The 21,732-nt window shown below is 44.3% G+C and carries 19 protein-coding genes; 12 read left to right on the top strand and 7 right to left on the bottom strand.

Annotated elements, in window-relative coordinates; all coding sequences use genetic code 11:
• Entirely contained in the window at positions 1 to 1,137 is a 1,137-nt protein-coding gene (gene nagA / locus R8N28_RS10480; protein WP_065274257.1) for an N-acetylglucosamine-6-phosphate deacetylase, read from the bottom strand.
• A gap of 489 nt (positions 1,138 to 1,626) precedes the next feature.
• Here nagA and nagE point away from each other — a divergent pair, with 489 nt between their 5' ends.
• Both nagE and glnS read left to right on the top strand, forming a co-directional pair.
• Complete coding sequence (nagE, locus tag R8N28_RS10485) at positions 1,627 to 3,120, top strand: N-acetylglucosamine-specific PTS transporter subunit IIBC (protein WP_065274258.1); 1,494 nt, start codon at positions 1,627 to 1,629, stop codon at positions 3,118 to 3,120.
• 276 nt (positions 3,121 to 3,396) lie between these two features.
• Positions 3,397 to 5,067 carry a glutamine--tRNA ligase gene (gene glnS, locus R8N28_RS10490; RefSeq protein WP_005382124.1) on the top strand — a complete coding sequence of 557 codons (1,671 nt, stop codon included), beginning with the start codon at positions 3,397 to 3,399 and terminating at the stop codon, positions 5,065 to 5,067.
• A 222-nt stretch (positions 5,068 to 5,289) separates the two neighbouring features.
• Here the strand turns inward: glnS and fcrX are convergent, their stop codons facing one another.
• On the bottom strand, positions 5,290 to 5,739 hold the full coding sequence (fcrX, locus tag R8N28_RS10495) for a ferric iron uptake transcriptional regulator FcrX (RefSeq protein ID WP_005382141.1): 450 nt from the start codon (positions 5,737 to 5,739) through the stop codon (positions 5,290 to 5,292).
• 200 nt (positions 5,740 to 5,939) lie between these two features.
• Here fcrX and R8N28_RS10500 point away from each other — a divergent pair, with 200 nt between their 5' ends.
• Entirely contained in the window at positions 5,940 to 6,443 is a 504-nt protein-coding gene (locus R8N28_RS10500) for a DUF4442 domain-containing protein (RefSeq protein WP_005382144.1), read from the top strand.
• A gap of 52 nt (positions 6,444 to 6,495) precedes the next feature.
• Here R8N28_RS10500 and fldA read toward each other — a convergent pair whose 3' ends face one another.
• From fldA to R8N28_RS10515, 3 genes are all read right to left on the bottom strand, one after another.
• On the bottom strand, positions 6,496 to 7,029 hold the full coding sequence (fldA, locus tag R8N28_RS10505) for a flavodoxin FldA (RefSeq protein ID WP_005382146.1): 534 nt from the start codon (positions 7,027 to 7,029) through the stop codon (positions 6,496 to 6,498).
• A gap of 48 nt (positions 7,030 to 7,077) precedes the next feature.
• The gene (locus tag R8N28_RS10510; protein WP_005393038.1) at positions 7,078 to 7,299 is read right to left on the bottom strand and encodes a DUF2788 domain-containing protein; all 222 of its coding nucleotides are present in this window, start codon (positions 7,297 to 7,299) and stop codon (positions 7,078 to 7,080) included.
• Between the two features lie 112 nt (positions 7,300 to 7,411).
• Positions 7,412 to 8,179, bottom strand: coding sequence for an alpha/beta fold hydrolase (locus tag R8N28_RS10515; RefSeq protein WP_017819953.1), 768 nt, complete (start codon positions 8,177 to 8,179; stop codon positions 7,412 to 7,414).
• Positions 8,180 to 8,271: 92 nt separating this feature from the next.
• Between R8N28_RS10515 and seqA the strand changes: the two genes are divergently transcribed.
• Complete coding sequence (gene seqA / locus R8N28_RS10520) at positions 8,272 to 8,814, top strand: replication initiation negative regulator SeqA (protein WP_005382149.1); 543 nt, start codon at positions 8,272 to 8,274, stop codon at positions 8,812 to 8,814.
• A gap of 93 nt (positions 8,815 to 8,907) precedes the next feature.
• Positions 8,908 to 10,554, top strand: a complete 1,647-nt coding sequence (gene pgm / locus R8N28_RS10525) for a phosphoglucomutase (alpha-D-glucose-1,6-bisphosphate-dependent) (RefSeq protein ID WP_065274259.1) — start codon at positions 8,908 to 8,910, stop codon at positions 10,552 to 10,554.
• A gap of 61 nt (positions 10,555 to 10,615) precedes the next feature.
• Here the strand turns inward: pgm and R8N28_RS10530 are convergent, their stop codons facing one another.
• Entirely contained in the window at positions 10,616 to 11,389 is a 774-nt protein-coding gene (locus R8N28_RS10530; protein ID WP_065274260.1) for a DUF1853 family protein, read from the bottom strand.
• A 232-nt stretch (positions 11,390 to 11,621) separates the two neighbouring features.
• Here R8N28_RS10530 and R8N28_RS10535 point away from each other — a divergent pair, with 232 nt between their 5' ends.
• Complete coding sequence (locus R8N28_RS10535) at positions 11,622 to 12,380, top strand: Nif3-like dinuclear metal center hexameric protein (RefSeq protein WP_005382162.1); 759 nt, start codon at positions 11,622 to 11,624, stop codon at positions 12,378 to 12,380.
• A 92-nt stretch (positions 12,381 to 12,472) separates the two neighbouring features.
• Here the strand turns inward: R8N28_RS10535 and R8N28_RS10540 are convergent, their stop codons facing one another.
• Entirely contained in the window at positions 12,473 to 13,762 is a 1,290-nt protein-coding gene (locus R8N28_RS10540; RefSeq protein WP_017819951.1) for a citrate synthase, read from the bottom strand.
• 396 nt (positions 13,763 to 14,158) lie between these two features.
• On the opposite strand from R8N28_RS10540, the gene sdhC reads away from it, so the two are divergent.
• The 6 genes from sdhC (at position 14,159) to odhB (ending at position 21,616) form a co-directional block, all read left to right on the top strand.
• On the top strand, positions 14,159 to 14,551 hold the full coding sequence (gene sdhC, locus R8N28_RS10545; protein ID WP_017634811.1) for a succinate dehydrogenase cytochrome b556 subunit: 393 nt from the start codon (positions 14,159 to 14,161) through the stop codon (positions 14,549 to 14,551).
• Positions 14,545 to 14,889: a succinate dehydrogenase, hydrophobic membrane anchor protein gene (gene sdhD / locus R8N28_RS10550; RefSeq protein WP_005382169.1), complete on the top strand. Its 345-nt coding sequence runs from the start codon at positions 14,545 to 14,547 to the stop codon at positions 14,887 to 14,889. Before sdhC ends, sdhD begins: the two co-directional genes overlap by 7 nt.
• Positions 14,890 to 16,656: a succinate dehydrogenase flavoprotein subunit gene (gene sdhA, locus R8N28_RS10555; RefSeq protein ID WP_005382172.1), complete on the top strand. Its 1,767-nt coding sequence runs from the start codon at positions 14,890 to 14,892 to the stop codon at positions 16,654 to 16,656.
• 15 nt (positions 16,657 to 16,671) lie between these two features.
• Positions 16,672 to 17,382, top strand: a complete 711-nt coding sequence (locus R8N28_RS10560) for a succinate dehydrogenase iron-sulfur subunit (RefSeq protein WP_005382174.1) — start codon at positions 16,672 to 16,674, stop codon at positions 17,380 to 17,382.
• A gap of 171 nt (positions 17,383 to 17,553) precedes the next feature.
• Complete coding sequence (gene sucA / locus R8N28_RS10565) at positions 17,554 to 20,379, top strand: 2-oxoglutarate dehydrogenase E1 component (RefSeq protein ID WP_005382176.1); 2,826 nt, start codon at positions 17,554 to 17,556, stop codon at positions 20,377 to 20,379.
• A gap of 28 nt (positions 20,380 to 20,407) precedes the next feature.
• The gene (gene odhB, locus R8N28_RS10570) at positions 20,408 to 21,616 is read left to right on the top strand and encodes a 2-oxoglutarate dehydrogenase complex dihydrolipoyllysine-residue succinyltransferase (RefSeq protein WP_318183355.1); all 1,209 of its coding nucleotides are present in this window, start codon (positions 20,408 to 20,410) and stop codon (positions 21,614 to 21,616) included.
• The last annotated feature ends 116 nt before the right edge of the window (positions 21,617 to 21,732 follow it).

Here is a 21,732-nt window from a genome sequence, read left to right on the forward strand (position 1 = left end):
TTAATTTTGCTCGTATTGTCCGTTAACAACCGTCGCTTTTACTTTAAAGTCACGATCGAAAATAGTCAGGTTTGCAACCATCCCTTTTCGAACTCGGCCAAGGCGATCCTCAACACCAATTGCTGTTGCTGGGTATAACGTGGCCATTCGTAGAGCTTCGTCTAAAGCGATCCCCGCGTGCTCAACTGAATTCTGAACTGCTTCAATCATTGTCAAAGCTGAGCCGCCTAGCGTGCCATTTTCATCAACACACTTACCATCTCGGTAATATACTTTCTTACCGACAAAAATAAAGTGATCAATGTTAGCACCTGCTGGAGCTGTGGCATCCGTCACCAAAACAAGCTTTTCACCTTTGATTTTATGAGCAATTCGGATGTTTGCGTAGTCGACGTGAAAACCATCAGCAATAATGCCCGCATAAACGTCAGGAGTATCGTAAATTGCACCAACAACTCCTGGTTCACGACCAACCATTGGTGTCATTGCATTAAAGAGGTGTGTAGCAAAAGTAATGCCTGCTTCAAAGCTTTTACGTGCTTCGGCGTAGGTTGCATTTGTGTGGCCAATTGAAACTACGATGCCAGCAGCCTTTAATCGCGCAATATGCTCTGGGTCGTTATGCTCAGGTGCTAGTGTTACTTTCGCTACGATATCGGCGTTTGCGCAGATAAGGTCGATCATGCTTTCGTCTGAAGGGCGAATAAAATCTACGTTATGGATGCCTTTTTTCGCGACGTTAAGGTAAGGACCTTCGAGGTGTAAACCAAGCGATTGATTTTGATACTTGTTGTGGTACTCACGAGCTGCAGCAATTGCAGTTCGCATATCTTCATCAGATGACGTAATGAGTGTTGGCAGGAAGCTAGTACAGCCAGATTTGAGGTTTGCCTGGTGCATGATTTGCATTGTTTCAGGGGTAATTGCATCGTTTAGCATTACACCGCCACAACCGTTCAACTGCAGATCGATAAAGCCTGGGCTTAGATTAGCGCCTGTAAGGTCTTTTACTTCGATGCTTTGAGGTAGCTCAGAAACCGGCACAATAGATTGAATAAGATCGTTTTCGATGATGACCGCATGATCGGTAAGAACATCACTACCGGTATAAATTTTACAGTTACTTAGCGCGTACATAGTCAGCTAGTCCTTATAGATGAGAATTCAATTTCTATATCGTTATCTAAGTAGAGACTGCTTCAGTCATATGGGTACTTAGTTTGTATCACTGAATTAGATAACGAGTCACATACAGCAAGTCGCGTTTTATCGATGTTATTGTCATAGTAACTAACTGAAAAGTAATAATTGTATGGTTTTTTATGATTCTTTTTCAGAGCAAAGTTACAGTGATTTACCCGCCTAGATACCAAAATAACACTGATTCTGCCTTGCATAAAGTGCGAGAATATTATCTTTAAAACGCCATTTTTTCGTATAATAAAATAAGTTTTATGATCTCGCTAGCAAAAACCTTTCGAAAGGGCAAATTGTGGTGATTATGATCACAAACGGTGAGCTTTTAATTTGCGGAGCAAAATTAATATCATAAACTTAGGATGACTAAATTGGACGGCTGAAATAAGTCATTCAACATAACATCTAATCCTATAGGGGGAACTTAAGGTGAACATTCTCGGATACTTCCAGAAGGTGGGTAAGGCGCTTATGGTGCCGGTTGCCACACTTCCTGCAGCAGCAATACTCATGGGTATTGGCTACTGGATCGACCCAAATGGCTGGGGCGCAAACAGTGCACTTGCTGCATTTCTTATTAAAGCTGGTGCAGCGATCATTGACAATATGTCAGTATTGTTCGCTGTTGGTGTTGCTTACGGAATGTCTAAAGACAAAGATGGCGCCGCTGCACTTTCAGGTTTCGTGGGCTTCTTAGTTGTCACAACGCTTTTGGCCCCTGGTGCAGTATCACAAATTCAAGGCATTGACCCAAGTGAAGTACCTGCTGCATTTGGTAAAATCAATAACCAGTTCGTCGGTATCTTGGTTGGTATTGTTTCTGCTGAGTTGTACAACCGTTTTTCTCACGTAGAGCTGCACAAAGCACTGGCGTTTTTCTCTGGCAAGCGTCTTGTACCGATCCTAACGTCTTTTGCTGGTATCGTTATTGCGTTCATCCTGATGTACGTTTGGCCATCAGTTTACGGCGGTCTGGTCAGTTTTGGTGAAAGCATTCAAGGTATGGGTGAAGCAGGTGCAGGTGTTTACGCATTCTTCAACCGTCTTCTAATTCCTGTTGGTCTGCACCATGCACTAAACTCAGTGTTCTGGTTTGATGTTGCTGGTATTAATGACATTCCAAACTTCCTTGGCGGTGCGAAATCATTAGCTGAAGGCACGGCAACGGTAGGTGTTACGGGGATGTACCAAGCGGGCTTCTTCCCAATCATGATGTTTGGTTTACCAGGTGCTGCTCTAGCGATGTACCATACTGCGAAATCAAAGAATAAAGAGAAAGTGGCATCTATCATGATTGCAGCTGCGTTTGCTTCATTCTTTACAGGTGTAACAGAACCACTTGAATTTGCATTCATGTTCCTTGCTCCAGGACTGTACGTTCTTCACGCAGCGCTGACTGGTCTATCAGTTTATATCGCGGCATCAATGCAGTGGATTGCAGGTTTCGGTTTCTCTGCTGGTTTAGTCGACTTAGTATTGTCGACTCGTAACCCGCTAGCGGTAAATTGGTACATGCTCATTGTACAAGGTCTTGGTTTCTTTGCGGTTTACTACTTCGTGTTCCGTACCGTGATTGTTAAGTTTGGCCTTAAAACACCGGGACGTGAAGATGATGAAGAAGCTTTATCTAACGTGGCTGGATCAAGCAATTCTTCAGAGCTTGCTCGTCAGTACTTGAAAGCACTTGGCGGTCATGACAACCTAAGTTCTATCGATGCCTGTATTACTCGTTTGCGCCTTTCTGTGAAAGATATGAGCGTTATCAATGAGAAAACTCTGAAAGATCTTGGAGCTATGGGAGTTGTGAAGCTAGGTACAAACAACCTACAAGTTATCCTTGGTCCACTAGCAGAGATTGTTGCTGGTGAGATGAAGAATGTATCTAAAGATGAAGACTTAAGTGGTGTTCAGTTACCAGCTTAACTGTTTAATAGTGGTGCGATTGTTTGTTATTGGTATTGCAAACAATTGATACTACAACATCGCAAAAGGCCTCCGCAGGAGGCCTTTTTTCGTTTAGGCCCTTTGAATCTGCTTTGCTTTCACGCCAACTCGATAAATATTGTCGTTTTAGAGCGAGTTCTTGTTGTCTAATTGCTTAGAATTGTGGATCATTAGGAACAATGTACTCTGTGAAACCATACTTGGATACAGGGTTCCGTTTTCTCTGACAATACTAATATTTTTGAGGTGCTATAGATGAGTGAAGCTGATGCTCGTCCATCAAACTTTATTCGCCAGATCATTGATAAAGATCTAGCGGATGGTAAACACACTAGCGTGCATACTCGATTCCCGCCGGAGCCAAATGGCTACCTGCATATCGGTCATGCTAAGTCTATCTGTTTGAACTTCGGTATTGCTCAGGACTACCAGGGTCAATGTAATCTGCGTTTCGACGATACAAACCCTGAAAAAGAAGACATCGAATACGTTGAGTCTATCAAGAAAGATGTAAACTGGTTGGGCTTTGAGTGGAGTGGTGAAGTATGTTACTCATCAAACTACTTCGATAAGCTTTACGAATATGCAATTGAATTGATTAACAAAGGCTTAGCGTACGTAGATGAGCTAAGTCCAGAGCAAATTCGTGAATACCGCGGCACACTAAAGGCGCCAGGTAAACCAAGTCCATACCGTGACCGTTCTGTTGAAGAGAACTTGGCGTTGTTTGAAAAAATGCGCGCTGGTGAATTTGAAGAAGGTAAAGCGTGTCTTCGTGCTAAAATCGACATGGGTTCTTCATTCATGGTCATGCGCGATCCAGTTTTATACCGTGTGCGTTTTGCTACGCACCACCAAACTGGTGATAAGTGGTGCATTTACCCAATGTACGACTTTACGCACTGTATTTCTGATGCATTAGAAGGCATTACGCACTCTATTTGTACGCTTGAATTCATGGATAACCGTCGTCTGTACGATTGGGTTCTAGACAACATCACGATCGAAAGCCGTCCACATCAATACGAGTTCAGTCGTTTAAACCTTGAATACACAGTGATGTCTAAGCGTAAGCTTAACCAGCTAGTTACTGAAAAACTGGTTAATGGTTGGGATGATCCACGTATGCCGACTGTCTCAGGTCTGCGTCGTCGTGGCTTCACACCTGCATCTATTCGTGAGTTTTGTAAGCGTATTGGTGTAACGAAGCAAGAAAATATGATCGAGTTTAGTTCATTAGAATCTTGTATTCGTGATGACCTAAACGAGAACGCTCCGCGTGCAATGGCTGTACTGGATCCTGTTAAAGTTGTTATCGAAAACTTTGAAGCAGGCGCAGTAGAAAACTTGACAGTTGCCAACCACCCAAATAAACCTGAAATGGGCGTGCGTGAAGTGCCATTCACGCGTGAATTGTGGATTGAGCGTGAAGACTTCCGTGAAGAAGCGAACAAAAAGTACAAGCGTTTAGTGCTAGGTAAAGAAGTTCGTTTACGTGGTGCTTACGTGATCAAAGCTGAGCGCGTTGAAAAAGATGCCGAAGGCAACATCACAACGATCTTCTGTTCTTACGATGCAGATACGCTAGGTAAAAACCCAGCAGATGGTCGTAAAGTGAAAGGCGTTATTCATTGGGTGTCAGCTGATAAAGCTCTTCCAGCGGAAATTCGTCTGTACGATCGTTTATTTACGGTGCCAAACCCAGGCGCAGCGGAAGATTTTGCTTCTACTATCAATCCTGAATCATTAGTTGTGATCAATGGCTTCGTCGAGCCTAGCCTAGCTTCTGCAGAAGCAGAAAAAGGTTACCAGTTTGAACGTATGGGTTACTTCTGTGCAGACTCGAAAGACTCTTCAGCAGATAATCTAGTATTCAACCGCACGGTTGGTCTACGTGATACCTGGGCAAAAATTGAGAATCAATAATCTCAATTAATGCTGAGAAAGATGAAAAAATGCCAGCAAACGCTGGCATTTTTTATACCTAATCCCACAGAGTGCTATATAGATGTGCAAAACTGTGGAGAAAAAAGATGGGTGTTTAGTAGCTTTTGTTCTGTAACCAAAGTACTGACGTCTAAGGTATTGACTTCTAGAAACAAAAAACGCCAGCATGTGCTGACGTTTACTTTTTAAATTAACAAACCCTTATTTTTTCGGTTTGTGTGCATCTGGATTGTCTTTACAACCACCATCGCTACACTTGCCGTACAAGTATAAGCTGTGGTTTGTTAGTGTGACATTGTACTTAGCTGCAATCTCTTTTTGACGTTCTTCAATAAGATCGTCAGAAAATTCAATTACCTCACCACAGTCTAGGCACACTAGGTGGTCGTGGTGATGTTGAGTCGATAATTCGAAGACTGACTTTCCACCTTCAAAGTGGTGACGAGTTACAATACCAGCATCGTCGAACTGGTTTAGAACTCGGTAAACAGTTGCTAGGCCGATTTCTTCACCTAGATCAATCAACTTTTTGTACAAATCTTCAGCACTGATGTGCTGGCAGTCTGGCTGCTGAAGTACTTCTAGAATTTTTAGCCTCGGAAGGGTTACTTTTAAACCCGCATCCTTCAGCGCCTGATTATTATCTGACATATACTTTCCCGTTGGATCATCTGCAGCGATTTAACAGAATTCAATCTTCCTACCATTATAGGATAAGCGTTCGGAACATTAAACCACGAACTTCAAAGGGTTAATAGAATCTTTTTGTAAATTAGAAACAGGTCCATTATATTACAGCTCTGACCAGTTACAATTGTGTAACATTAAGCTTGGAGAGGGCAGGGATAGCGATGAATAGGCGACTAGCGAAGATATACAAACCAGGAATTGTAAAGTTCGCACTCAATATTTGGCCTCCTTTTTGGGGGGCGGGTATTAAAATCTTACATATTTCTCAAGACTTCCGTACTGTAAAGGTACGTTTAAAGCTTCGCTGGTGGAATAAAAATGCCAATCGCACCCAATATGGCGGCAGTATTTTCTCTTTAACTGATCCTATTTACTCGTTGATGCTGATGGGGATTCTACGAGAGGAATATTATGTGTGGGATAAAGAGGCAAGCATTAACTTTATTAAGCCGGGGCAAAGTGATTTGTTTGCAGAATTTGAGGTCACTGAAGGGATGCTGGAAAACATTTATCAAATGACACGGAATGGAGAAAAGTGTTTTCCTGAGTTTATTACTCATGTAAAAGATAAACAGGGGAATGTGGTTTCAGAGGTTCAACGCAAGCTTTATGTAAGAAAGAAACCTCAGTATCGCGAAGAGGAAGTACTTACCGATGCTGTGTGACAATACATACAAAAAGACCTCCAAGTGGAGGTCTTTGTATCATTCAATTTGATTAGCCTTCTAGCTCAGCTAAACACATCTCTTCATAGATCTGTTTAACCCAGCTTTCAACACGCTCGTCAGTCAATTCTGGTTGGCGGTCTTCATCAATACATAGACCTACGAATTGGCTTTCGTCACCTTCAACAAGTGCTTTAGACGCTTCAAATTCGTAGCCTTCTGTCGAGGTATGGCCAAGAATTGTGCCGCCTTTAGATTCAACGATATCACGGACTGTGCCCATCGCGTCACAGAAGTATTCTGCGTAGTCTTCTTGGTCGCCACAGCCAAAGATAGCCACTAGCTTAGTAGAGAAGTCGATTTGCTCAAGCTCAGGGAAGAAGTCATCCCAATCACATTGTGCTTCGCCGTAGTACCAAGTTGGGATACCTAGAAGAAGAAGATCGAAGTTATCAATGTCTTCTTTGCTGCTTTTCGCGATGTCTTGAACGTGAACTAGATGTTTACCTAGTTGCTTTTGAATCATCTTTGCAACGGCTTCAGTATTACCTGTGTCGCTACCGAAGAAGATACCTACACTTGCCATAGAGTCTATACCTTTACATTGTTTGTTATTGGCGATGCTACTAAGGGTTTAACCTAACCCTGAGCCTTCCCAAGTTAGCTGAATTACACCTTTTGCAATAAAGCCAGCACAGCCTAGGAAAAGGACTAACCACACAATACGACGACCAAAAACAGGTACATTGCCTTGCTTTAGCACATCTTTTATCGCCATCCCGATGAAAAAAAAGATAGCAGCAAAAAGAAGATCGAGCCCAATAGACTCGAGCATATCCATATAGTCGTAAAGCATTTTAGCCCTTCATGCCGAAAAATCTTGGGCGCACTATACCACTGTTAAACGGTAAAGTTAATGCACTACAAGAAAGGTTATTTCAATAATCTAGTGTTGCTTTTCGAATTTGTTAACTCGAAATGTATTTTCGAATGACTCTCATTACTTCTGTCGGTTTCTCGGCGTGTAACCAGTGACCAGTGCCAGCGATAATGTGTGCTTTAGCATGGTTAAATTGTCGCTTCACTGCCGGCTGATGTTCTGGCATTAAGTAGTCAGAGTCGCCGCCTTTGATAAATAAAGTTGGGATATCTGTTGGTGTGATTTCTTGCCAGCCAATAATTTGGTCATAATTCTCAAAAAGGCTCGGTACGTTAAACCGCCAATCCATCTTATCGCCATTTTTGTACAGTGATTTAGAGAGAAATTGTCTTACACCATCGAGTTCAATATGTTGAGCTAGGATATCCATGGCTTGCTGTCGATTTGCTGGTTTTTCATTAATAACAGCATGTAAGCCGTTAAAAACATTATCGTGACGGTTCGTAGTGTAGGCTACAGGCGCCATGTCGAGAACGACTAACTGCTTGACTACATTTGGAGCAATGTCCACAAGAGCCATCGCGACTTTTCCGCCCATGGAGTGACCAATAACAATAGATGGCTCAACGTTTAAGTGCTGAAGGAGCTGAGCCACATCTTTTGCCATATCGGTATAGTTATGGACTTCGGAGTGGAAAGAGAGGCCGTGATTTCTCAGATCAATACTGATCACCGTGTGATCTTTAATAAGATCGCGGGCGAGTAGACCCAGATTACTTAAACTACCAAACAATCCGTGAATCAAAACAACTGTTTGGCCTTGGCCTTCCTGCTTATAGTTGAGTAATGCTGACATTTTATCTTATTCGTGATGGGTTTAACGTGGAGTATCCGCGTGGATCTCGTTATAATCCCCCAGAGTTTAAACATTGAGAATGTGAAAAGCGAATGAAAACAATTGAGGTTGATGAGGATCTATACCGTTATATAGCTAGTCAAACTAAGCATATCGGTGAAAGCGCCTCGGATATTTTGCGACGCCTTTTAAACCTTGATGGTCAGTTGCAGGAAGCTAAAGCCGCGCCTGTAGTAGAGAAGCCACAAGGGATTGTAGTAAGTAAAGATGCGGGTAAAACGGAATCTGTTGATGTAGTGAAAGAAATGCGTTCGCTGCTTATTTCTGATGAGTTTGCCGGTCTAAAAAAAGCGATTGATCGCTTTATGTTAGTATTATCGACCTTACATAAATTGAATCCAGAAGGTTTCGCCCAGGCTACGAATGTAAAAGGACGCAAACGCGTGTACTTTGCAGATAATGAAGAAACCTTGCTAGCAAACGGTAATACGACCAAGCCAAAAGCCATTCCTGGCACACCGTTTTGGGTTATCACGAATAACAATACAAGTCGTAAAAGACAGATGGTTGAACAAGTGATGGCACACATGGGGTTCCAACCTGACTTAATAGAAAAAGTAACAGGTTCAATCTAAGAAACCTGATAGAAGCCTCATAATGCGTCGCAGTGAGCGGATATTATGAGGCTTTTTTAATTTTTATTTGTATTGAAAGAAAGGATGTCAAACATGGCTATGCACCCTCGTGCTGGGCAAAAAGCGCAGCAGGAAGATCTTCACAATATCCCAGCACTCGTTGCTAACTACTTCTTACTTCAACCAGACGCGGCAAACGCAGAACACAAAGTTCAATTTGGTACTTCTGGCCACCGCGGTACTGCAGACAAGCACACTTTTAACGAAAACCACATTTTAGCGATCGCTCAAGCGGTAGCAGAAGTTCGTGCTGAGCAAGGCACAACTGGCCCGTTGTTTGTGGGTAAAGACACGCATGCGCTATCTGAGCCTGCTTTCTCAAGTGTGATTGAAGTACTGATTGCAAACGGTGTGAAAGTGATTGTCCAACAAGACAACGGTTACACGCCAACACCGGGTATTTCACACGCGATTCTGACTTACAACATCAAACACGATGAAAAAGCAGACGGTATCGTTATTACCCCATCACATAACCCACCACAAGACGGCGGTATCAAATACAATCCGACACATGGTGGTCCTGCAGAAGCTGAGTTGACTCAAGCTATCGAAGATCGTGCGAACGAATTGATTGCTGGAGGTTTACAAGGTGTTAAACGCCTACCACTAGCAGAAGCAAAAGCATCGGATCTGTTTGTAGAGATGGACTTGGTGAAGCCATACATCGATGACCTGGTGAACGTTATTGATATGGAAGCAATCCAAAAAGCGAACCTGAAGATTGGTGTAGATCCATTGGGTGGCAGCGGTATCGATTACTGGCGTCAAATTGGTCAGGCATACAACCTAGACCTAACGCTAGTAAGTGAATCGATCGATCCTTCTTTCCAATTCATGTCGCTAGATAAAGACGGCGTTGTGCGTATGGACTGTTCTTCTCCTTACGCAATGGCGGGTCTATTGGCACTGAAAGACGAATACGATTTAGCATTTGGTAACGATCCTGACTACGACCGTCACGGTATCGTTACGCCAAAAGGTTTGATGAACCCGAACCACTTCTTAGCCGTTTGTATTGACTACTTGTACCGTCATCGTGACGCGTGGGGTAAAGATGTCGCTGTTGGTAAAACACTAGTTTCAAGTGCGCTGATTGACCGTGTTGTTGCGGATCTAGGTCGTGAGCTATGTGAAGTGCCTGTTGGTTTCAAATGGTTTGTAGACGGTCTGTACACTGGTAAGTTTGGTTTCGGCGGCGAAGAAAGTGCTGGTGCGTCTTTCCTTCGTAAAGATGGCACGCCTTGGTCAACAGACAAAGATGGCATCTTGCTATGCCTTCTAGCAGCAGAGATCACTGCGGTAACGGGTAAGAACCCACAAGATTACTATGAAGAGCTAGCGGCGAAGCACGGTGAGTCGAAGTACAACCGTATTCAAGCTGTAGCAAATGGCCCACAAAAAGACGTATTGAAGAAGTTGTCACCAGAAATGGTTGCGGCTGAAACTCTAGCAGGTGATGAGATCACTGCTCGTCTAACGCATGCACCAGGCAATGGTGCTGCGATTGGTGGCCTTAAAGTAACGACAGCTAACGGTTGGTTCGCTGCTCGTCCATCAGGCACAGAGGACATCTACAAGATTTACTGTGAAAGCTTCAAAGGTGAAGAGCACCTAAAACAAATCGAAGCAGAAGCACAAGAGATCGTTAATCAAGTGTTTGCAGCCGCTGGTTTGTAAAACATCCAATGGTCAATGTATCTAGCAAAGGGTTGATGTGAAAACATCAACCCTTTCATGTTTAAGTGCCCCGAACAGCTTTATCTCCGGGCCATGAATCTGGTACCACAAACCAGAATTGACCGTCTTCCGTTTGTGCGTGTATGAATCGATCTAACGGCTTTTCAATAGGTTGAGAGAAATCGTCTGTACCGGTCGCCCAGCATGGTTTATGTAAATGATAAAGGGGTTTACTAATTAAATCCCATTGACTTTGATAGCACCAGTAACCACTAATCTGACTTGGATTTAATTCATAACCCAAGCACTCCTTAGGAGTTGGCTCTGGAGTAAACGGATTAATATAGAGTCGTCCTTGCATCATTAGGCGCTCTTCTGGAGATTCGTTTAAAGGAATTATTTTTTGAAATTCCGGGCGATCGCTCATTTTCAGTTGATGCGTGAGCATTCTATCCAATTTCGCATGTAACTGGTCGTGAGCATTCGGGCCATACCAAATGCCGTTGTAAAGAAGATAAAACTTAATCGCCACTTCCCAATGTTCTATCTGATTTGATTCTGTATTCCTCAACACCAAATCGACAGCACCAATGGTCTTACCTTCAGCGTCGTTTAACTGAATTTCTTCGGCAATAATCTGATATCGTTCTGAATTAGAAAGAGCCGCAGTGCATAGGTGCTGATATAAAAAACCCAGTCTCGGATTACCATTGTATTGTTCTGAGCTATTCAAAGGTTTGACCGAGACATCTTCTAAGGTTGCAAACGGAGGGCGTAACTTGAAAAGCGGAGGTGAAGTGGCGATCCATTGGTAAAAGCGTTGCAGTTGGTTCATCCGTATCCCTAAATGTATGGTGAGGCGACAAGCTTTGTTATTGTAACTAAATTTGCTTTTGAGGGTAGGGTGGCTAGCATCGATATTAGGGTTCGAGATACACTTTAAATACCTAAATGATATCAAGGTGCCAGATGTCAAAACGTTGTTGTATCAACTAGGTTGCACACTCTCGGTCTGATTTCATCGAGAGGTTATTTAGGTTTACATGCGCTAGAAATTGGAAGTAATAATGAATAACTTAAAGCTAGAACAGATTCTTAATGACAAACTGTCACCGCAGTTAATTAAAGATTACGCACCAAACGGGTTACAGGTAGAAGGGAAATCAGCGGTAAAGCGTGTTATCACTGGCGTAACCGCCTCTCAAGCCTTAATCGATAAAGCGATTGAGCTTAATGCAGACGCATTGCTTGTTCATCATGGCTATTTTTGGAAAGGTGAGCCTGAGCCAATTCGTGGCATGAAAGGTAAACGAATTCGTAGCCTGATCAAAAATGATATCAACTTATATGGTTATCACCTTCCTCTAGATATTCATCCAGAGCTAGGCAACAACGCTGAATTAGCTCGCTTACTTGAAATCGAAGTAGAAGGTGGGCTTGAAGGGCACCCTCAGTCAGTTGCTATGTTTGGGCGCTTGAAAAAGCCGATGTCTGGTGTTGAATTTGCGAGTAAGATCAATCAAGTTCTTGAAAGAGAGCCTCTGCATATCGCTCCAGAGAATACTGATAAGATGATTGAGACAGTCGGCTGGTGTACTGGTGGAGGGCAGGATTTCATTGAACTTGCTGTACAGCACGGGCTGGATGCATTTATCTCTGGAGAAATTTCAGAGCGCACCACTTATACTGCTCGTGAAATGGACATTCATTACTTTGCTGCAGGTCATCATGCTACTGAGCGTTATGGTGTTCAGGCCTTAGGCAAATGGCTAGCGGATGAATATGGCCTACATGTGGAGTTTATCGATATTGATAATCCGGTTTAGCGTTCTCCATTAATAACGTTAAACGCAAAAAAGAAAAAAGGGTTGAGACGAAAATCTCAACCCTTTTGTTTGTCTATCTTCGTACTAAAAGATCATTCACGTTCGTGAAGTGGAGAAAACTCACGTTGTGTTTCGCCAGTGTATAGCTGACGAGGACGACCGATGCGGTTCAGTGGATCGCTGTGCATTTCGTTCCAGTGAGCAATCCAGCCGATGGTACGAGAAATCGCGAAGATAACCGTAAACATAGAAACTGGAATACCAATCGCTTTAAGAATGATACCTGAGTAGAAGTCTACGTTCGGGTACAGCTTCTTAGACACGAAGTACTCATCAGAAAGTGCAATGCGCTCAAGTTCCATTGCAACGTCTAGCAGAGGGTCTTGAATGTTTAGCTCTTTGAGAACTTCATGACACGTTTCGCGCATTACTGTCGCACGTGGGTCGTAGTTCTTGTAAACGCGGTGACCAAAGCCCATTAAGCGGAATGGGTCATCTTTGTCTTTCGCGCGGTCTACATATTCAGGGATCTTATCGACGCTGCCAATCTCTTCTAGCATTCTCAAGCAGGCTTCGTTCGCACCACCGTGAGCAGGTCCCCAAAGGGATGCAATACCAGCGGCAATACATGCAAATGGGTTCGCACCAGAAGAGCCAGCTAGACGTACAGTTGATGTCGACGCATTCTGTTCGTGATCCGCGTGTAGAGTGAAAATCTTATCCATCGCACGGGCAACCACAGGATTTACTTCATACTCTTCGCAAGGGTTTGCGAACATCATATGCAAGAAGTTCTCTGCGTAGCTAAGGTCGTTACGAGGGTAAATAAATGGCTGACCGATAGAATATTTGTAACACATCGCCGCCAGTGTTGGCATTTTTGACAGCAGACGGTACGCTGCAATTTCGCGGTGTTCGTCGTTGTTAATGTCAAGAGAGTCGTGATAGAAGGCTGCAAGTGCTCCAACTACACCACACATTACCGCCATTGGGTGTGCATCGCGTCGGAAGCCATGGAAAAAGCTTGCGATTTGCTCGTGTACCATTGTGTGACGAGTAACGGTCGTTTTGAATTGCTCGTATTGTTCTCGGGTAGGGGCTTCACCATAAAGAAGGATGTAACATACTTCTAAGTAATCTGCGTTATTGGCTAATTGATCAATCGGGAAACCGCGGTGCAAAAGAATGCCTTTGCCGCCATCGATGTACGTGATTGATGATTCACAAGATGCAGTGGCAAGAAAACCTGGGTCAAAAGTAAAGTAACCATTGGCTCCCAGCTTACGAACGTCAATTACAGGTGTACCTAGCGTACCGTCCATAATTGGCAGTTCGATTGGCGCTTGACCTTCAACATGAAGGGTCGCTTTCTTATCCGCCATAACAATCTCCTTTGTTTATTATTTAATCCGTCCAGGATGTTTATGTGCCATTTTTGTACTGTTGTTAAAGCTTAAAGTCAATTTTTCTCCATCTTTGTGTGCACTTGTTATGATTTTTCTCATGAAAATCGTTAAAAATCTGTTCTATGTAGCATAATTTGTTACACCAATTGTATTAGAATGTTGCTCGCCGTATATTGGCAAAGAAAATTTTAGTTAAATCCTTATAAATTCGGGGCTAGAAACAAAGAGTGAGGTTTGTTGCTGGATTCCGTTTGTTAACAAACCGTTTACAATTATCTGGGTTGTTACTCGCGATATTTGTTAAATAGATGTTAACTTTTGTACGTTTGGAAGCTGAAATTGGTTATAACAATAAATGCTCAATGGAGCTGAGTGAGCAAGCCCGTGAAAGAAAGAAAGTCAAGACCTGTTAATTTAGATTTACAGACCATCCACTTTCCTATCACAGCAATCGCATCCATCCTACACCGTGTGTCTGGGGTAATTACGTTTGTTGCGGTGGGTATATTACTGTGGTTACTATCCATTTCTCTGTCATCCCCAATGGGTTTTATGGAAGCCGCTGACATCGTCGATAGTTTCTTCGTAAAATTCATCCTGTGGGGAATTCTTACTGCACTTGCCTACCACATCGCAGGTGGTATCCGTCACTTATTGATGGATCTAGGTCACTTTGAAGAACTAGATTCAGGCACGATGAGCGCTAAAGTCGCGTTTGGTGCAACAGCAGTATTATCATTATTGGCGGGGATCTTGGTATGGTAAAACACGTATCTTCATTTGGTCGTAATGGTGTACACGATTTCCTACTAATTCGTGCAACTGCAATCATTATGACGCTATACACGATTTATCTGATTAGCTTCTGTGCATTTTCAGATATCTCTTACGCATCTTGGACCCAATTCTTTGGTGGTACCTTCACTAAAGTATTCACCATGTTGGCACTTGTCTCGATCCTGATTCACGCATGGGTTGGTTTGTGGCAGGTATTAACTGATTACATTAAGTGCGCGAAACTACGTGGCGCACTACAACTTGGTGTTATTGCCGTGCTATTCGGCTATGTCTTCTCTGGTCTATTTATTCTGTGGGGTGCGTAAGTGTCTATTCCAGTTCGTGAGTTTGATGCCGTAGTAATCGGCGCTGGTGGTGCAGGTATGCGCGCTGCACTACAAATTTCAGAACAAGGCCTATCATGTGCTTTGTTGTCAAAAGTATTTCCAACACGTTCTCATACTGTGTCTGCACAGGGTGGCATTACTGTTGCTCTGGGTAACTCGCACAAAGACGATTGGCAATGGCACATGTACGATACCGTTAAAGGTTCCGACTACATCGGTGACCAGAACGCGATTGAATACATGTGTAAAAATGGTCCTGAGTCAGTTATCGAGCTTGAAAAAATGGGTCTGCCATTCTCTCGTTTTGATAATGGTACCATCTACCAACGTCCATTCGGTGGTCAATCTAAAGAGTTTGGTGGTGAGCAGGCTGCTCGTACAGCCGCTGCTGCAGACCGTACTGGTCACGCACTTCTTCACACGCTTTACCAGCAAAACGTAAAACACAAAACAACCATCTTCTCGGAGTGGTACGCTTTGGATCTTGTGAAAAACCAAGACGGCGCAATCATGGGTTGTACTGCGATTTGTATGGAAACGGGTGAAATCTGTTACTTCAAATCGAAAGCAACCATTCTAGCTACAGGTGGTGCAGGTCGTATTTACGCATCGACCACTAACGCGCACATCAACACGGGTGATGGCGTTGGTATGGCACTTCGCGCAGGCGTTCCAATGCAAGACATGGAAATGTGGCAGTTCCACCCAACAGGTATTGCTGGCGCGGGTGTTCTAGTGACGGAAGGTTGTCGTGGTGAAGGTGGTTACCTTCTAAATAAAGATGGTGAACGCTTCATGGAGCGCTACGCACCAAACGCGAAAGACCTTGCTGGTCGTGACGTGGTTGCTCGTTCAATGATGATTGAAATTCGTGAAGGCCGCGGCTGTGATGGTCCTTGGGGTCCACATATCAAGTTGAAACTTGATCACCTTGGTAAAGAAGTACTTGAATCACGTCTACCAGGTATCTGTGAACTGTCTCGTACATTTGCACACGTTGACCCAGTGAAAGAGCCAATTCCAGTAATTCCAACTTGTCACTACATGATGGGTGGTGTACCTACTCAAGTCTCTGGCCAAGCAATTAAGCAGAAGGCCGACGGTAGCGAGATGGAAGTACAAGGCCTTTACGCATGTGGTGAGATTGCTTCTGTATCGGTACACGGTGCTAACCGTCTGGGCGGCAACTCATTACTAGACTTGGTCGTATTTGGTCGTGCTACTGGCTTGCACCTTGGCGAAACGCTAGCAGCGCAAGCAGAAGCTCGTCCTGCAACAGAATCTGATATTGAAGCGTCTCTAGCGCGTACTATGCGTTGGGAAAACAGCACTGGTGGTGAAGATCCAGTTCAGATTCGTAAAGACCTACAAGCATGCATGCAAAACAGCTTCTCGGTATTCCGTGAAGGCGATGCGATGGCAACCGGTCTAGAAGAGTTGAAAGTGATTCGCGAACGTTTGAAAGATGCGCATCTAGCGGACAAGTCTTCAGAGTTCAACACGCAGCGTATTGAGTGTCTAGAACTTGATAACCTGATGGAAACCGCGTTTTCAACTGCCGTTGCAGCAAACTACCGTACAGAGAGTCGTGGCGCACATGCTCGTTTCGATTTCCCTGAGCGTGATGATGAGAACTGGCTATGCCACTCTATCTACAATCCGGAAACAGAAGCGATGACTAAGCGTGATGTGAACATGACGCCAACGCATCGTGAAGCTTTCCCGCCGAAAGTACGTACATACTAAAGGGAGGATACGACTATGAAATTAAACTTCTCTTTATACCGTTACAATCCGGATGTGGATACCAAGCCTTACATGAAAGAGTATACCCTTGAGGTAGACGAAGGCTCAGACATGATGGTGCTTGATGCATTGATTCTGCTAAAAGAGCAAGATCCAAGCATCGCGTTCCGTCGCTCATGCCGTGAAGGGGTATGTGGTTCTGATGGTTTGAATATGAATGGTAAAAACGGCCTAGCGTGTATCACACCGTTATCTGCTCTACAAGGCGATAAGATAGTTATTCGTCCACTACCAGGGTTACCTGTCGTGCGCGATCTTATCGTTGACATGACGCAGTTCTATGATAACTATGCGAAAGTTAAACCATTCTTGATTGATGATGGTGCATTACCACCATCACGTGAGAACCTACAATCGCCTGATGATCGTGCGCATTTAGATGGATTGTACGAATGTATCATGTGTGCATGTTGTACAACGTCTTGCCCATCATTCTGGTGGAACCCTGATAAATTCATCGGCCCAGCTGGTCTTCTCGCAGCGTACCGTTGGCTAATTGATAGCCGCGATACGGCAACAGATGAACGTTTGTCTGATCTTGATGATGCATTTAGCGTTTTTCGTTGCCATGGCATCATGAATTGTGTAAGTGTTTGTCCTAAGGGATTAAATCCGACGAAAGCCATCGGTCACATTAAGTCGATGTTGGTTAATCGTTCGGTTTAATTTACTCGCTCTTAGGAATGTCGCAGTGTTGCGGATCACCCGATATGACCGCTTCACTGCTTCAGTAATATTCGAGTAAAGAATACAAAAATTGCCGACCGTATTTTTAGTCGGCTCTTATAGCTCGGCAAAGACCGAAGCAAACGTGAAAACTACTGGTTAAGGGAAAATATGCACAACGGCGTGATGAAGGCATGGCTCGAGTCTTCACACTTGGCTGGCGCCAATGCAACGTATGTAGAGGACCTCTACGAACTGTATCTAAGTGATCCCGATCTGGTAAGTGAGGAGTGGAAACGTGTTTTTGAAGGCTTGCCTAAGCCATCAGAAGAAGTGGCAGAACAACCACATTCACGTGTCCGTGACTACTTCCGACGACTCGCTAGAGAAACAAAGCATTACAATGTCCAAGTTAGTGACCCAGATGTCGATGCAAAACAAGTAAAAGTTCTACAGCTAATCAACGCATACCGTTTCCGCGGGCATGAAGCTGCAGAATTAGACCCACTAGGTCTATGGCAACGCCCAACAGTGGCGGAGTTAGACCCTGCTTTTCATAATCTTACCGAAGATGACTTCGAAGAAACTTTCAACGTAGGTTCTTTTGCTGTTGGGCAAGAAACCATGAAGTTGAAAGATATCTATGAAGCCCTCAACAAAACTTATTGCGGTTCCATCGGTGCTGAATACATGCACATGACTGACACAGAGCAAAAGCGTTGGATTCAGCAACGCCTTGAGTCTGTCGTAGGCCAGCCATCATTCAACAAAGATGAGAAGCGCACATTCCTAGAAGAGCTAACAGCCGCTGAAGGTTTGGAGCGTTACCTCGGGGCGAAATTCCCAGGTGCAAAACGTTTCTCTTTAGAAGGTGGTGATGCGCTGATTCCGATGACGAAAGAGTTGATCCGTCATGCGGGTACAAGTGGAATGCGTGAAGTGGTTATCGGTATGGCTCACCGCGGTCGTTTGAACATGCTGGTGAACGTACTTGGTAAGAAACCTCAAGACCTGTTTGATGAGTTCGCCGGTAAACACGACGAAACTTGGGGTACGGGTGATGTGAAATATCACCAAGGTTTCTCTGCTGATTTTGCGACTCCTGGCGGTGATGTTCACTTAGCACTTGCATTTAACCCGTCGCACCTAGAAATCGTAAACCCAGTAGTCATGGGCTCAGTTCGAGCACGTCAAGATCGCTTGGGTGATAATCAAGGTAGCAAAGTGCTTCCTATCACCATCCACGGTGATTCTGCAATCGCTGGTCAGGGTGTGGTTGCCGAAACGTTCAACATGTCTCTTGCTCGTGGGTTCCAAGTTGGTGGTACGGTACGTATCGTCATCAACAACCAAGTAGGCTTTACGACGTCTAATCCTCGTGACACGCGTTCTACGATGTACTGTACCGATATCGCGAAGATGGTGCAGGCGCCAATTTTCCATGTAAATGCAGATGACCCAGAAGCAGTTGCTTTTGTTACTCGCATTGCATTGGATTACCGTAACGAGTTCAAGCGCGATGTCGTGATCGATCTTGTATGTTACCGTCGCCACGGCCACAATGAGGCGGATGAGCCAAATGCGACTCAGCCTTTGATGTACCAGAAAATCAAAAAGCATCCTACACCACGCAAATTGTATGCAGATGTTCTGATCGATAAAAATGAATCAGATATCGAGACAGCGACTCAGTTAGTCAATGAGTATCGCGATGCATTAGATCGCGGTGAAGTGGTTGTTAAAGAATGGCGTCCAATGGCGTTGCACTCTGTAGACTGGTCCCCTTACTTAGGGCACGAATGGGATATGGAGTGGGATTCAAAATACGACAAGACACGCCTTATTGAGCTAGGCAATCGTCTGTGTCAGTACCCAGAAAGCCATAAACTGCAAAGCCGTGTTAATAAGCTATACAACGATCGTCTAGCAATGATGACCGGTGAAAAAGCCATTGACTGGGGTATGGCTGAAACATTGGCGTATGCTACATTGGTTGACGATGGCAAGCGTATTCGTCTTTCTGGTCAGGACTCGGGTCGTGGTACTTTCTTCCACCGTCACTCGGTTCTTCATAACCAAACCGATGCAAGCACTTACATTCCATTAGCGAATATTCATGACAACCAAGGGCCATTCCAAGTCTTTGACTCAGTATTGTCAGAAGAAGCTGTGTTGGCGTTTGAATACGGTTACGCAACAGCCGAACCAGGTGGTTTAACTATCTGGGAAGCACAGTTTGGTGATTTTGCCAACGGTGCACAAGTTGTTATCGACCAGTTTATCTCGTCAGGCGAGCAAAAGTGGGCGCGTTTGTGCGGTCTTACTATGCTTCTACCTCATGGTTATGAAGGTCAAGGCCCTGAGCACTCATCTGCACGTTTAGAGCGTTACCTTCAGCTTTGTGCTGAGCAAAATATGCAGGTTGTGGTTCCTTCAACACCGGCTCAGGTGTACCACATGATTCGTCGTCAGGTTGTACGCCCAATGCGTCGACCTCTCATTGTTATGTCGCCGAAATCTTTGCTGCGCCACCCTCTATGTACTTCAACGATTGAAGACTTGGCGGATGGTACATTCCAATCTGCAATTCCAGAAGTAGATGATTTAGAACCAAGCAAAGTGAAACGTGTCGTGTTCTGTGCTGGTAAGGTTTACTTTGACCTACTAGAGCAGCGCCGTAACAACGAGCAAGACGATGTTGCTATCGTGCGTATTGAACAGCTTTACCCATTCCCAATGGAAGAAGTACAAGCAGCAATTGCTCAATACACTAACGTTGAGGACTTCGTGTGGTGTCAGGAAGAACCTCAGAACCAAGGTGCTTGGTACTGTAGCCAACATAACTTCCGTGCCGCTATTCCTGCAGGTGCAAATCTTAAATACGCAGGTCGCCCAGCTTCTGCTTCGCCAGCAGTTGGCTACATGTCGGTGCACTTGAAACAACAAAAAGCGTTGGTTGAAGACGCTCTGAACGTGAACTCAAAAACTTCGAATTAAGAATTAGAAGTTAAAGGAAGAAACAGATATGACAATTGAAATTCTGGTTCCAGATTTACCTGAATCAGTTGCTGATGCAACCGTAGCGACATGGCACAAACAACCAGGCGACGCAGTAGAGCGTGACGAGGTTTTGGTTGACATCGAAACAGACAAAGTTGTGCTAGAAGTTCCAGCTCCGGAAGCTGGCGTTTTAGAAGCTATTGTTGAAGCAGAAGGTGCGACAGTACTTTCTAAACAAATCATTGCTAAATTGAAGCCAGGCGCAGTTGCAGGTGAACCAACTGCAGACAAAACAGAAGGTACTGAAGCATCTCCTGATAAGCGTCACAAAGCTGCGCTTAGCGAAGAAAGTAATGACGCATTAAGCCCAGCAGTGCGCCGTTTGTTGGCTGAACATGGCTTAGAAGCAAGCCAAGTGAAAGGCACTGGTGTTGGTGGTCGTATTACGCGTGAAGATATTGAAGCGCATCTTGCGAACGCTAAATCTGCGTCAAAAGAAGACTCGCCAGCAGTGGTTGACGTGCCGGCAGCGGCTCGCAGTCAGAAGCGTGTTCCAATGACTCGCCTTCGTAAGACAGTCGCTAACCGTCTGCTAGAAGCGAAGAACAACACGGCAATCCTAACGACGTTTAACGAAGTGAACATGAAACCAATCATGGACCTTCGTAAGCAGTACAAAGATCAGTTCGAAGAGCGTCACGGTATTCGTTTGGGCTTCATGTCTTTCTACGTGAAAGCAGTAACAGAAGCGCTTAAGCGTTACCCAGAAGTAAATGCTTCGATTGATGGCGATGACATTGTTTACCACAACTACTTCGACATTAGCATGGCGGTATCAACTCCACGTGGTCTAGTTACACCTGTCCTAAAAGACTGTGACAAGCTTGGTTTCGCTGATGTTGAAAAAGGCATCAAAGAGCTGGCTATTAAAGGTCGTGATGGCAAGCTAACGGTAGACGAGCTAATGGGCGGTAACTTCACTATCACAAACGGTGGTGTGTTCGGTTCACTAATGTCTACACCAATCATCAACCCACCTCAATCAGCGATTCTTGGTATGCATAAGATCCAAGAGCGTCCGATGGCAGTGGATGGCAAAGTTGAAATCTTGCCGATGATGTACCTAGCGTTATCTTACGATCACCGCCTAATTGATGGTCGTGAATCAGTTGGCTTCCTAGTAACGATTAAAGAGTTACTAGAGGACCCAGCACGTCTCCTATTAGACGTTTAATATCGCTAAAACGTCTAGTTATCGTAGGTAGCTAGACGTTAAAAATTTCAATGGCTAGACTAGCTCAACGTTTGGCCTTCATTTGAATCCTTCAGTATGAGAACTCATGATGAAGG

It is taken from the genome of Vibrio sp. Vb1554 (assembly GCF_033344235.1).